The following is a 14,542-nucleotide window of genomic DNA, read 5'->3' as shown; positions in this document are numbered from 1 at the left end:
GCTTGTCGCCAGACATCGCACTACATTGAGGATAAGCGATCGCAGGATTCATAAATTCAATTAACAGATTATTAGATCAAAGGCTTTTGCTTACAAATACAAAGCCACGGCTCTTCTTTGATACGGAATCATTTGTCAGCATTGCTTTCCATAAATCTGTTGTTTTTACCCACACTGGTGGATACTTGTAACGAGAAACATCAAGAATTAAAAATCTATCTGTTTGCTCATTATATGCTGCTACAGGAGAAATATGTCCGCCTTTCTCTTGACCAATTTCTTTACGTAAATAGTTTACTAAAATGAAATTTTGCGGTTGTTTTAAATTTTCTGCTGCTTGTTTGCGGAACTCCTCTAAACTAGTGTCAGCAGCGTGGTAAACATTAACTTTAACGCCATAACTAGCTAATAATTGCCCTAATTCATCTAAAGTCATACCTTGACGAGACACAACTTCAGGAGCTAGAACTTTTTTTGTATTATCATTACTAAAAAAGTTTTCTTGAGTAAATACTCGATATGGCTTGTACTGCTGTGCTTCTGGTGCTGGAATTTGTAAACCATTCAGTACCATAACCATACTAGCAACACCACAATATGCCTGATTATTTTGAGTGATGAATTGCATACTAAGTGGAAAAAAATCTTCTTTTGATTTACTCTCAACTAAGAATTTTTCACCTTCCGGGGTATTAAAACCTACTAAGTTAGAGGAAAGCGGTAATGTTTGAGAGAGAACGCTGCCGCTAGAGATACATAATCCAATAGTTAAAGCTTTGAAAAATGTTTTACTTATTTTTTGTAACATAGCATTTACAAGTGCTGTAAAATTTTCAAATCAGATCGTATTAATAATCTCACACCAAGATGCTAAATAAGTATAAAATTTTCGGAGAAATGGGATAAAAATGTTTACTGTTGCTAAACCCAAGCGAGTTGCGAGCGTAATCTTTTCTTTCAGCATCTTACTTTACAGCCAAGTAGCATCAGCCGCCTTAACTTTACCCTTACACAGCAAGAAGGGAATGGTGGTTTCAGCCCATCCTCTAGCAAGTGAGGCGGGAATTTCGATGTTACGCAAAGGTGGTAATGCAGTGGATGCAGCCGTAGCTACAACCTTTGCACTTTCTGTAGTTGAGCCTTTTTCAGCCGGAATCGGCGGCGGCGGATTTTTATTGATGCACTCTGAGAAAACTGGCGAGATGAAAGCGCTAGATTTCCGCGAACGCGCACCCCTGAAAGCCACCAGAAATATGTATCTAGAGGCAGAAGGAAAGGTGCGTCCGAATGCAAGTATTAATGGTTATTTGGCAGTTGGGACACCAGGAACGGTGGCGGGACTTTATGAGGTGCATCGTCGCTATGGTAAGCTTTCTTGGCAAGAGGTAATCAAACCTGCGATCGCACTCGCTAAAGATGGCTTTATTCTTAGCAATATGGTAACTTGGCGTTCTCTACAAGCAAACGATCCCCGCAAGCAAGTAGTTCTCAACAATCCCGCCGCACGGGAAATTTTTACTCGCAATGGTGAATTTTACCAACCAGGGGAGAAGTTAGTGCAGCGTGATTTGGCACGCACCTTAACAGCAATTGCTGAAAATCCCCAAAGTTTTTACACCGGAAGTATTGCTCGTGCGATCGCTTCTGATATGGTAAAAAATGGTGGTTTAATTACTCTCGAAGACCTGAAAGCTTATAAGCCAATCTGGCGCACTCCCGTTTGTGGAAATTTCCGCAAAGCTAAAATTTGCTCAATGCCACCACCATCATCAGGAGGCGTTCACCTATTGGAGATTTTAAATATTATCGGTGACACCGATCTAAAATCTTTGGGATGGCATCATCCAGACGCGATACATTTAATGGTAGAAGCAATGAAGATTGCTTACAGCGATCGCTCAAAATATTTAGGCGATCCTGATTTTGTCAAAGTCCCTGTACAAGAACTGCTCAGTCCAGCTTACGCTAAAAAACGCCGTCAAGAAATTAATATGCAAATGGCTCGACCCTCCACCGAAGTCAAGCCAGTAGATTTGAATTCAAAATGTCTGCGTTTTCCCTCATCCCCTTGTCTTCCGCATGAATCTCCCCAAACCACTCATTTAAATGTTGTGGATGAACAACACAACGCCGTGAGTCTGACTTTCACGATTAACCTCATTTTTGGTGCTGGTGTGGTGACACCGGGAACTGGAATTGTTCTCAACAATGAGATGGATGATTTTGCAGCTGCGCCAGGAGTGCCTAATGCCTTTGGTTTAGTTGGTAACGATGCCAACAGCATTGCACCCCGCAAAACTCCTCTATCCAGCATGACTCCCACAATTGTCACAGAAAATGGTCATTTTCGGATGGCAGCGGGTGCGCCTGGTGGTAGCACCATCATCACCCAGGTTTTGCAAGTAATCCTGAACGTGCTGGAATACAACATGGATGTTGGTGCGGCTGTTTCTGTTCCACGCATACATCATCAATGGCTTCCAGATGAGTTGCGCGTCGAATCCTGGGGCTTGGATGCTCTAACTTTGCAAGATTTACGCAGACGGGGACACAAAATAAAGGAAACTACTCCTTGGGGTAATGGTAACGCGATTGCTGTTACATCTGATGGAACTTTAGAAGGAGCCGCCGATCCTCGCGGTGAAGGTTCCCCTAGAGGTTTGTAAGCGAGTAACAAACTCAGACCAAAGAATAACTAATGACTAATGACCAATGACCAATGACTATTGGTTTTGGATTGTTGAGTCTGCGTAACTGCTGCCAAATTCGTTTGCCCGTGCGCTAGATACTAGTGTCCAACCTGCTTTCAAAAGTTTTTGATAAGTTGCCCAACCTTTAGAACCACCTGGTATTTGATAATCTGGGACTGCAAAATGTCCAAAAGCTGTGTAGGGACGCCAGGGTTGATTGGGTTCTGTCTGCAAATACAAAATTTTCTCTCCGTCGCCACCAGACTTAGATAACCAGCACATTTGTCGATGCATTGCCAACTCCTTTGCTCTCAGCTAATTATGCATAATAGCGGACTTTTGTCAAGTCAATTATCTCCAAGGGTGATAACTTTTTGCCTAATACTTTAGACAAAATGTAATTAAGTTCTATCCACTGCGAGATAATTGTTTAACAACTCATAGCCTGGAAGACAGCTGCTAACGGGACATAAAGATAAACAGCTTTACCTCACCTTGTTTATCGGGTGAGATTTTTCTCATGTTATCCGCGTTTTTTGCGATCGTGTGTAACAATCACTACTGTTTTGACTGAGGCTTGCAATCAGATTATTTGTTTTTCACTCTAGACAATTGGGGACTATGAAAAATCTCTTTTGGTTAATCAAGTCCTGGAACGTGCAGCACCAAAGGCACTGTACTTTTGCAAGAGGTCTAATGAATGTATTGTCAGGCAAAGATTGGGAACGAGTCAAGCCTCATCAAGCTAGGTTTTTTGGACTTGTGTGTACGCCGTAGCTTTGGCTGTTTGAGATTCTTGGGATTTAATTAAGTAATGAAGCAAACATGACATAAACAGTTATCCAGCTTCTCTGCAACTTTTCCATACACCCGGCGCTGAAGTATGGTTGTAAACGACGATGATTTTATTTACAATCTGGTGACAGAGTTTTGCTTTCTGATTTCATGTTCAGTTTTATTCAAGAAATTCTTCCTGATTTAAAATTAATTTATTAACTGATATGGATGCTCAAAAAATAAAAATTTTATTAGTTGATGACAACTTAGAGAATTTACATTTTTTATCAGACATACTTCAACACCAAGGTTATCAGGTAGAAAGTGTCATTTCTGGGCAATTGGCAATCAATACGGCACTCGCTTCTTCCCCGGATTTGCTTTTGGTAAATGTTCTCATTATAGAGAGGGATGATTATGAAGTATGTCAATATTTGAAAGCTAACGCTCGAACTCAAGAGATTCCGATAATTATTTTCGGAATTTGCGATGATTTTTTTGAAAAAATAAATGTCTTAAATTTAGGTGAGATTGACTATATTACTCAACCATTCCAAACTAAAGAAGTTTTATTACGCGTCCAAAATAAACTCACTCTCCAAAGACTAAAAAAACAGTTAAAAGAAAAAAATTTCCAACTGCAACAAGAGATTAAAGAGCGTCAACGGATTACAGTTGAGTTAAATATTTGCAACAGACAAATAGAAGATATTTTTAAAGAAATTCCCGTTAGCATTAGCAAAGCCTTTTGTAAAGAAGTTTATCAAAGCGAACGCCTTGTAGTCACTGCCCTCAAGAAGAGTGATCAGTATCGGCTCCTATTGGAGACATCCCAGGACACGATCTGGTCGGTGGACATTGATGGACTAATTACCTTTGTCAATCCAGCAGTCAAGCAGATTTATGGCTACGAACCCCAAGAAATGATCGGGCGTGCCTTAATTGATTTCATCTCACCTACACAAGTTGCTCAAGATAAAGTAGCCTTTGAGCGTGTTCTTCAGGGAAAGTCTATCTTTCAGCATGAAACTACCTGTGTCGCTAAAGACGGTACCTTACTTTATTTAATGTTGAATGCGATCGCATTACGCAACGAAGAGGGTCAGGTTATAGGCATGACAGGTACTGCTAGTAATATTACACAGCGTCGAGGAGTAGAAAAATTACTCCAAGAAAGCGCGATTAAGCTCCGCAATCATAATCTAGTGCTAACACAATTGGCACAAAATCAGACGCTTTATCAGGGTGATTTGAAAGCAGCCTTGAGTAAAATCACAGAAACAGCTGTCAAAAATATTGGCATGGAACGAGCTAGTGTCTGGTTGTATGACGAACCAGGCATAAAAATCCAGTGTTTCGATCTATTTGAGGGCAGTTGCAATCAACATAGCGAAGGACTTTTCTTATCACTGGGAGACTATCCACTTTATTTTGCAGCTTTGCAGCAAGACCAACCAATCGCCGCAGATGATGTTCATACCGATCCCAGAACTAAAGAATTTTCTGAGTCTTACTCAAGGTTAAACATTACCTCTATACTCGATACACCCGTTAGGCTGGAGGGAAAGACCGTAGGAGTTTTATGTCTGGAGGCAGTGGGAACTACTCATCATTGGACGTTAGAAGACCAAAATTTCGCTCGCTCTCTGGGTAATTTAGTATCCTTGGTATTGGAGGCAAAAGAACGCCAACGCGCAGAAGCAGCGCGACGGGCTTCTGAAGAAAAGTTAGCGTCAGCTTTCCGATCATCTCCTGACCCAATTGCCTTAATTACTGTTCAGGGCAAACGCTACATCGAAGTAAACGACAGCTTTTGTCGGTTTTTTGGTTATTCTCGCTCTCAAGCGATCAATCGCAGCGATGAAGAATTGAATCTTTGGGTGAATCCAGAAGAATATAATTTTCTCACCCACATTCTGCAACAAGCAAAAGCCATCCGCAACTATGAGATTGATGTCTGCACTTCAACAGGAGAAATTAGGACAACACTATTGAGTGCAGAAATGATCGAGATTGATGGACAATGGTATGTACTGGGCACTGCCAAAGATATTACTGAACGCAAGCAGGCAGAAAATGAAAGCCGTTTGTTGCTGTTGACAACCCAAGCGATCACTCGCGCTAGTGATGTCAACAGTGCCTTAGTAGTGGTGTTGCGCTTAATTTGTCACACGATTGGCTGGGATTTTGGTGAAGCCTGGATACCTAATGAATATGGGACTGTTTTAGAACACAGTCTGGGATGGTACGGAGAGGATAGCAGTTTAGAAGAATTCTGCGACCAAAGCCAAACTGTGAAATTCCCTCTGGGAGTGGGATTACCAGGAAGAGTTTGGCAGAACCAAGAACCAGAATGGATAGAAGATGTTTCTAAAGTTACACGACCAGTTTTTTGGCGATCGCCACAAGCTGCAAAGGTGGGATTAAAAGCTGGGTTTGGTGTTCCCATACTGGCTGGGAACCAAGTATTAGCTGTTTTAGTGTTTTTTAAACGTAGCTCAGTATTGGTAGATCGGCGTTTGCTCTTGTTAGTCAGTGCTGTTGCTGCTCAGTTGGGTGGGTTGATTGAGCGTAAAACCTTAGAACAAGAGCTAGCACTTAGAGAAGCTCGTCTCAATGCCTTTTTTAGCAGTGCCCCCGTCGGTATGAATATTGTAGATAACCAGCTGCGGTTTGTGCAAATCAACCAACTGTTGGCGGAGATTAATGGACTACCCCAGCAAGATCATATTGGTAAGACCATCCATGAAATCTTACCCCACATCGCCCCTTTAGTAGAACCAATTTATCAACAAGTTCTGATAACCGGTCAACCCATTCTCAATCAAGAATTGAGCGGCGCATCAATTAAACGACCAGATATTATCCGCCACTTCTTAGCTTCTTATTTTCCGATTTTTGGTGAAGACGATCGCCCTTCTGGTGTTGGCACAGTTTTAGTAGAAATTAGCGAACTGCAAGCAGCGCTACGCGAACGCAAACACGTCGAACAAGAACTGCTTTTAGCAAACGAACGCCTACAATATCTCCTCACCTCTAGCCCTGTAGTCATTTATAGCAGCAAAACATCAGACGATTTTAGCACTACTTTTATCAGTGAAAACGTTAAAGAAATGGTGGGCTACGAAGCGCGGGAATTTATCGATAACTCCAGTTTTTGGCTTTATCACGTCCATCCCCAAGATATTGAATTCATCTCAGAAAAACTTTCCCACCTTGTTGAGCAGGAGTACATTTCCTACGAATACCGTTGGTTACACGCTGATGGAACTTATCACTGGTTCTACGAAAAGATGAGGTTAATTCGTGACGAAGCTGACTACCCAATCGAATGTGTTGGTTATTGGGCAGATATTAACGATCGCAAATTGGCAGAACTAGCTTTGCAGTCAGGTCAACAACGATATCAACTACTAGCAGAAGCCTCACCAGCTTGTATCTTTCATACTGATGTGGATGGCAATGTTTTATATTTTAATCAACGCTGGAGTGAAATTACTGGATGTAGTTTAGAAGGATCTCTGGGAATAGGTTGGGCAAATGCCGTACATCCAGACGACCGCGAACAGCTATTATTGGCATGGAATCAAGCAACAACCGCTAAGTCAAGCTATAAATACGAACATCGTTTCTTGCATGATGATAGTACAGTCGTTTGGGTAATTTGTCATGCTTTGCCAGAATTTAAAGATAATGGAGAACTTAAAGGCTACATCGGTACAATTACAGATATTACCGAGAGAAAATTGGCAGAAGAAGCCTTGCGTGAGAGTGCAGAGCGAGAAAGAGCGATCGCCCAAGTGATTCAAAGAATGCGCCAAACACTGGATTTAGAGACGATATTTGCGGCTACAACCGAAGAATTACGGCAAGTACTCAACTGCGATCGGGTTGTTGTCTATCGTTTTAATCCCGACTGGAATGGCGAATTTGTTTCTGAATCGGTGGGTAACGATTGGATTTCTCTCATACAAGAACACAATAACGATCCTCATCTCACAGAAGGTGTATTACAAGATGGGCACTGCCTAGCGAAAATTTTGGATGGCGGTAATAACCCCGTGGAATATCCCGATCTGCAAGTAACCCCAGGTGCAAGTTTCATTTGTGTCCCAGACATTTACAACGCTGAGTTTCATCCTGCTTATATCAACCTCTTAGAGCGCTTTCAGGCCAAAGCATATATTATTGTTCCGATTTTACATGGTAGTCAGCTTTGGGGATTACTAGCGAGCTATCAAAATTCCGATCCCCGCCAATGGAAACCAGGAGAAATCAACATCGTAGTTCAAATTGGCAATCAGTTGGGCGTTGCTTTACAGCAGGCACAATTGCTAGCGCAAACTCAAAGGCAGTCACAAGCATTGCAAGAAGCTGTGATCGTTGCTGATGCTGCTAACCGTGCCAAAAGCGAATTCCTGGCCAACATGAGTCACGAACTGCGTACTCCACTTAACGCCATCCTCGGTTTTACCCAAGTCATGAGCCACGATCGTGATTTATCAACTGAACATCAGCAAAATCTAGCAATCATCAATCGTGCTGGCGAACATCTCCTAAATTTAATCAACGACATTTTGGAAATGTCTAAAATTGAAGCCGGCAGAATAACTTTAAATCTCAACAGCTTTGACTTAATTCGCCTCTTGGAAAACCTCGAAGAAATGTTGCGCTTCCGCGCCACCTCCAAAGGATTGGAATTGGTTTTTGAATATACATCTCACCTTCCCCAGTACATCCAAGTTGACGAAAGTAAACTACGTCAAGTCTTGCTTAACCTCTTGGGAAATGCAATCAAATTTACCGATACTGGAAGGGTAACGCTGCGGGTGGGAATGGAGAGTGGGGAGTGGGGAGCAGGGGGAGCAGGGGAGCAGAGGAGACAAGGGGGACAAAGGGGAATTATTGAACAAGTCTCTCCCTTGTCTCCCCCCTCTTCTTCGTCTACCTTGTCTCTTCTCCATGCCCAATGCCCAATGCCCAATGCCCAATCCCTAACCTTCGAGGTACAAGATACTGGCTGCGGTATTGCCCCACAAGAAATTGACTTGCTATTTGAAGCTTTTGGGCAAACTGAAACCGGAAGAAAATCACAACAGGGAACAGGACTAGGTTTAGCAATTAGCCGCAAATATGTGCAACTAATGGGAGGAAATATTAGCGTCACTAGCACTATTGGCGAGGGAAGTAAATTTGCTTTTGATATTCAAATTGGTCTAGCCGCAGCCAGCGAAATCCAGATCAAACAAACTAGACCCCAAGTTATTAGTTTAGCACCGGCTCAAAGTGAATACCGTATTTTAGTGGTTGATGACTCCACAGACAGCCGTTTAGTGCTAATGAAAATTCTGACATCTATCGGTTTTGCAGTCCAGGAAGCAATAAATGGCATTGAAGCGATCGCACTTTGGCAGACATGGCAACCACATCTAATTTTAATGGATATGCGGATGCCAATTATGGATGGCTACGAAGCCACAAAAGTTATTAAAACTAGAGAAGAAACCTCAACCCAAAATACCGAATCCCAAACCCCCAATTGGAAGACAATTATTATTGCCTTAACTGCTCATGCTTTTGAGGAACAACGAGAGGCAATAATCAAAGCGGGTTGCGATGATTATATTAACAAGCCTTTCCGCGAGGAAGTATTACTAGAAAAGTTAAGCGAATATTTGGGAGTTCAATATATTTATCAAGAAGAAAGCTATCAGCTAACAAACCTAAAGCAACAAAGACCAAAATCAATATTGACGCTCACTGATTTAGTAACTCTATTATCTGAAATGTCGCCGGAATGGGTGAAACAGGTATACACTGCCGCAGCTCAATGTAGTGATGACCTGATTTTAGAATTGATTGAGCAAATCCCTTCAAAAAATGCTGTACTGCAAAATTTTATCAAGAATTTAGCTCATGATTTTCAGTTTGAGAAAATTATGGAATTGACGAGTATTGCAAAAGTATTATTCAATTAATAAAAATTGATGGGTAAGCAAGTTCGTAGTAAGGACTGTAGTTTTTAATTTTCTAAGCAATAAAGTGCTTACTACAAACTTTTCATTACTAGCTTAGACATTGTACTACGCTACTTAGTAACGGATTGATAGCTATGCTATTGATGCAAAACCGGAGGCGCTCCGCCTCCGGTGAGGATAAAAACGGCAGGAGTCATTCAATTTTAAATTTATAGACTTTCCTACGGAACGCTACGCGAACGGCGTGAGCGCTCAGTCGAACGCTTTTTCCTTCAATTCAAAGTCCAAAATTCAAAATGGTTTTACCGTAAACGCCCCGATCGCAATGTACTAATAATTAACCACAAACCCAATAAACTAGCGACTGCAAACAGGATGGTGCTTAAAAAAGATAGCTGAGTTGTCTGCGCTCTGGTGGAAATAATTGCCGCACCCATAATCAACGAACCCACTAAAATACTAAAAGATAGTCGGTTAGCCGCATCGTCCATAGTGCGCCGCACGCCATCTAATCCCCGCAGCGAGAGATTCCACTGTAAGGTTTCTGAGGTAACACGGTCTAATAATAGTTCAATTTGGCGGGGAGATTGAAGAGACAGACTTTTAATATCTAAGGCTGTCCTCAGGAGCGATCGCACTGGATTATCCCCTACTAGCTGCCGACGAAACAAGTCTGTAATTAATGGTTTGACTTCATCAAAAAAATTAAGCTCTGGGTTGAATGTCCGCGCTACCCCTTCTAAATTCGCTAGGGTTTTGGCATACAAACCCATATTACTAGGCAACTTAATTTTATTGTTGCGGGCAACTTGTAAAACTTCATAAATTATCTGACTGAAGTTTATTTGCGTGAGGCTGACATTATGATACTTACGTAACATGCGATCGTAATCATTTTCTAACCGCGACAAAATTACTGGCTGACCAGAATCTGATAGCTGTAAAGTTAACTGAGCGCACCGTTGAGCATCTAAATCAACGATCGCTAACAACATTTCTGTTAATATCTGCTGTGTACGGGGATCGAGTCTTCCCACCATGCCACAATCTAAGAGGGCAACACGACCATCTTTGAGATAAAACAAGTTTCCTGGATGGGGATCGGCGTGAAAAAAGCCATCAATATATAGTTGCTGGAAAAATACCCGAAATAATAAAGTAGTTATTTCTTTACGCTTTTCGGCAGGATCTTTAACGTTGGGATCACTATCCAAATCCGCCGCCAGGAACGGCACTCCATCCAGCCATTCCATTACCAGTAATTTTGCTGTGGTCAATTCCCAGTTAATTTCTGCAACCACTATTTGTGTGGGATCGTACCAGCGACTTTTAGATAAGTTGCGCCGCAGTTGGTCTGTAAAACCTGCTTCCCGTGTAAAATCTAACTCGGCTTCTAAGGCTTTGGTAAATTCTTCGGCGGTAGATTTTATTTCGTAGGTTTGCCCAAACTCAGTCCGCGCCACTAAATCGGCAATACCTTGAATTAAAGCAATATCTTGGGCAATAGTAATATCAATTCCCGGACGTTGCACTTTCAGAGCAACTTCTCGACCGTCTATTAATGTAGCTCGATGTGTCTGGGCAATCGATCCGGCTGCGACTGGGATCGGGTTAACTGTGCTGAAGGTTTCTGCTAGTGAAAGTTTTAATTCTTTGCGGAGGATTATTTCTATCTCTGACCAAGGAACTGGTGGTACTTCATCTTGTAGAGTTGACAATTCCTCAATATAGGAGGCGCTCAGTAAGTCGGGGCGGGTAGAGAGTAGCTGACCAAGTTTGACGTAAACTGGCCCCAAGTCTACCAGGATATTTTTTAAAACCGCAGGTGTTGGAAGTTGAGGTTCATCAGCTTTGCCACCAGTAAGTAACCTTCGCATATAGTCCCAGCCATTGCGAAGGAAGACTTCAAGGATTTCTCGTTGACGGGGAACAGTTTGGGTGAGGAACATTTTTGTAAAAAACTGCAAAGAGGCAGAGGAGTTAAAGAGGTAGGCAGCAGGGAATGACAATACAACGGAAATCGGCTCTAGTTTTGATGCTTGTTAAAGTTTTGCTAGCTGCCGCACATTCTTGAAATCTTTTTAAGGATGATTGTACGGCTTCGTGGAGCTTCTGTTCACTCAACATCCGTTTGACGTAATTAGAGCAGGAATCCCCGCCGTGTAATAAGCGATGGGAACAAGAAAATCCTTTGGACGGAGAAATATATTTTTGATAGGCAGTAATAGAATCGATTGCTGTTGTCTTGGCCAGAGGCTCAAAGCTAATAATGTCCATAACTGTCAGATAAAATAACGGACAGTCAAGTTATAATGGGAAAATAGACTTTTTCGCCTCTGCCAAGGGTTCTAACTTTTATAGTAGGTCAGTAAATCGGGAATCGCTTTGGAGAATTTTAAGGATCTGCTTGATTTCCTGGGTACGTTCTTTTTTGACAACGAGGGTGACATTGCGATCGCGCACAATCACCACATCTTCTAAACCAATAGTAACAACTACATCCTCTGGATTTGAGGCGTAAATAATCGCCCCTTGCGTATCTAAACCTACGTGAGTAGCGAGTTCCACGTTTGGAGTCTCTTCTGTCTTCAGTAAGCGTTCGATCGCATTCCAATCTCCTAAATCATCCCAACCAAAATCAACTGGCAAAACGTATGCTAGAGTGGTCTTTTCCATTAACGCATAGTCTATACTCTTCTTAGGCAACTGAGGATAGATATCAGGGCCATGTTGTTCTAAAGGTTCGATAATTTCTGGAGCATGGGTATGTAGTTCCTTGAGAACAACCCCGGCCCGAAAAACGAACATTCCACTATTCCAGCTAAAACGTCCCGTAGATAAAAAAGTCTCTGCCGTTTCCCGGTCGGGCTTTTCAGTAAAGCGGTTCACGTGATAAGCTGGCAACTCATTAAAGTTACCTATTTTTTCACCTTGTTCAATGTAGCCGTAACCTGTTGATGGAAAAGTAGGCTTGATCCCCAGTGTAACGATCGCTGCTGTGCTTGTTGCCAGTTGCGTTGCTGCATTTAATGTGTGTGCAAACGCCTCTTGGTCAGCAATCCAGTGGTCAGCAGGGAAAAAGCCAATAACAGCGTCTTCTCCATAGCGCTGTTTGATTTCTAAACTTGTCCAAGCAACAGCTGCTGCAGTGTCTCTTCCTTCCGATTCAATCAGCAAGTTTTCAAGTGGTAGATCAGGTAATTGTTGTCTTACCCCTTCAGCTATCTGACTAGAAGTGATAACCCACAGGGAATCCCACCCGCCACCGAGTTCAATCAATCGATCGGCGGTTGCTTGTAATAGACTTCTAGAGCTACCATCAAGACTTAAAAATTGCTTGGGTCGGTCTTTGCGGCTTAGGGGCCAAAAACGTTCACCTTTACCACCAGCTAGGATTACGGGGAACAATAAAGTATTCATGTTGTCATACACGCCTACCGAAGAACATTACAAGTTTACAGTGAGCTTTTCCACTGGCAATATTTGTAGCTTGGATTAACATACTTTTAGGGAGTGGTTGAGTGGGGAGATAATTGTGATAAAACAAGTCGAATGGTCGGAAAATCCGGTTACGTCTCAACAAGTAGTATTTGAAAGTGATGTGCGATCGTCGCAACTTCAACGGACAGAAAATCAAGTAACGCCAGCACCAGTAGCCGACTCAGAGGAGGAGGTTGAACTAAACCAGCCAGCGAATCCGAACCACCGTAGCGTCGTCGAATCTGTGGGCGCGATTCCCAATCAGCTTTCTGAGAGACTGGGCTTAACCATGCCTCGATGGCTGTTATGGTTTATGACGGTTGTCATTGGCATCATCTTATCTGGGCTGCTGGTGTCAACGTTAGCGCTGTGGACTCCTTTATGGAGCAATCTAGATCGAACAGATGAAGATTTAGGAACTACTGCTAAAGACGAAGTAAAAATCCCATTACCAGGGGAGTTATGGAGCAAACTTTCCCAGTACAAGCTTTCACGACCGATGAATATTTTAATCATGGGGATTGAACCAGTCAGCGGTACTGTTGATGGCTCACCAGAAAGCTTTGCAGGCAAAAGCGACTCCATGCTACTGGTACGACTGAACCCTAGTGAAAAATCTGTACGGGTGCTTTCCATTCCCAGAGATACAATGATCGCCATCCCCGAAAAGGGAGAAAAGGGATTAACTAAGGTATCTGATGCCAATGCCAAAGGCGGCCCAGTCTTGGCAGCACGGGTAGTTAGCCGTACCTTAAACAACGCCCCAATCGATCGCTACATCCGCATTTCTACTAGCGGCTTACGGCAGTTAGTCGATCAGTTAGGCGGAGTAGAAGTCTTTGTTCCCCAATCAATGGAATATAAAGACTCCAGCAGTCGGCTATCGATTAATTTAGTCAGTGGCTGGCAAACCCTCAACGGCGAACAAGCAGAACAGTTTGCCCGATTCCGTGAACCAGGTTTAGGAGATTTACCGAGAGTACAGCGTCAGCAAGCACTAACAGCAGCCCTGCTGCAACGTTTAAATAGTCCTACCGTCTTACCCAGGTTGCCTCAATTAACTCGCTTAATGCGAAAATATTTTGATACCAACCTGAAGATGGAAGAAATGATGGCGTTGGTCAATTTCGGTCTTAACCTAGATCGAGATAATTTCCAAATGACTGTGTTGCCTGGTACGTTTAGCCGTTTTAGCAAAGACCCTGATAGCTATTGGCTGAATATGACTGGACAACAGAGCCTGTTGAATGATTATGTTGGGGTAAATGTACCTGGTCTAAAGCCAGATATGCGTCAGGTTCCTAACCTCAAAATTGCTATTCAAAATGCTTCAAATCAACCTCAGCTAACTGAAAAAGTTATTGCTTATCTCAAACAGAAAGGCTTTAATAATATTTACAAAGTGCCTGATTGGCCAGATACCCAACGTCAAACTCAGATTATTGTTCAAAAAGGCAACCGACGAGTTGGAGTTGATTTGCAAAAAGTCTTAGGCTTGGGTCAAATTGAGGTAGCGGCGATTGGTGATTTAGAATCCGATCTGACAATTCGCATTGGTAAAGATTGGAAATAGGCAAGAGTCATGAGTCATTAGTCATTAGTCATTGGTTAAATGAC

Annotated in this window: 8 protein-coding genes; 3 read left to right on the top strand and 5 right to left on the bottom strand. The window is 42.5% G+C overall.

The genetic code is table 11. The annotated features are described in order from the left end of the window. Positions 1–76: 76 nt before the first annotated feature. Positions 77–808: a phytochelatin synthase family protein gene (locus NLP_RS02390; protein WP_104904990.1), complete on the bottom strand. Its 732-nt coding sequence runs from the start codon at positions 806–808 to the stop codon at positions 77–79. Between the two features lie 100 nt (positions 809–908). Between NLP_RS02390 and ggt the strand changes: the two genes are divergently transcribed. Beyond that, on the top strand, positions 909–2,666 hold the full coding sequence (gene ggt, locus NLP_RS02385) for a gamma-glutamyltransferase (protein ID WP_104904989.1): 1,758 nt from the start codon (positions 909–911) through the stop codon (positions 2,664–2,666). A 57-nt stretch (positions 2,667–2,723) separates the two neighbouring features. Here the strand turns inward: ggt and NLP_RS02380 are convergent, their stop codons facing one another. Then, positions 2,724–2,984, bottom strand: a complete 261-nt coding sequence (locus tag NLP_RS02380; protein WP_104904988.1) for a hypothetical protein — start codon at positions 2,982–2,984, stop codon at positions 2,724–2,726. A 707-nt stretch (positions 2,985–3,691) separates the two neighbouring features. Between NLP_RS02380 and NLP_RS02375 the strand changes: the two genes are divergently transcribed. Further along, on the top strand, positions 3,692–9,445 hold the full coding sequence (locus NLP_RS02375; RefSeq protein WP_104904987.1) for a PAS domain S-box protein: 5,754 nt from the start codon (positions 3,692–3,694) through the stop codon (positions 9,443–9,445). A gap of 302 nt (positions 9,446–9,747) precedes the next feature. Here NLP_RS02375 and NLP_RS02370 read toward each other — a convergent pair whose 3' ends face one another. The 3 genes from NLP_RS02370 to NLP_RS02360 form a co-directional block, all read right to left on the bottom strand. Further along, positions 9,748–11,394 carry an ABC1 kinase family protein gene (locus NLP_RS02370; protein WP_104904986.1) on the bottom strand — a complete coding sequence of 549 codons (1,647 nt, stop codon included), beginning with the start codon at positions 11,392–11,394 and terminating at the stop codon, positions 9,748–9,750. 31 nt (positions 11,395–11,425) lie between these two features. Continuing rightward, on the bottom strand, positions 11,426–11,722 hold the full coding sequence (gene yidD, locus NLP_RS02365; protein ID WP_104904985.1) for a membrane protein insertion efficiency factor YidD: 297 nt from the start codon (positions 11,720–11,722) through the stop codon (positions 11,426–11,428). A 78-nt stretch (positions 11,723–11,800) separates the two neighbouring features. After that, positions 11,801–12,865 carry a mannose-1-phosphate guanylyltransferase gene (locus NLP_RS02360; protein WP_104904984.1) on the bottom strand — a complete coding sequence of 355 codons (1,065 nt, stop codon included), beginning with the start codon at positions 12,863–12,865 and terminating at the stop codon, positions 11,801–11,803. A gap of 115 nt (positions 12,866–12,980) precedes the next feature. Here NLP_RS02360 and NLP_RS02355 point away from each other — a divergent pair, with 115 nt between their 5' ends. After that, positions 12,981–14,498, top strand: coding sequence for an LCP family protein (locus tag NLP_RS02355; protein WP_104904983.1), 1,518 nt, complete (start codon positions 12,981–12,983; stop codon positions 14,496–14,498). The last annotated feature ends 44 nt before the right edge of the window (positions 14,499–14,542 follow it).

This window comes from Nostoc sp. 'Lobaria pulmonaria (5183) cyanobiont' (assembly GCF_002949795.1).
GTDB lineage: Bacteria > Cyanobacteriota > Cyanobacteriia > Cyanobacteriales > Nostocaceae > Nostoc.
This window is presented reverse-complemented; position numbering and strand designations above follow the sequence as displayed.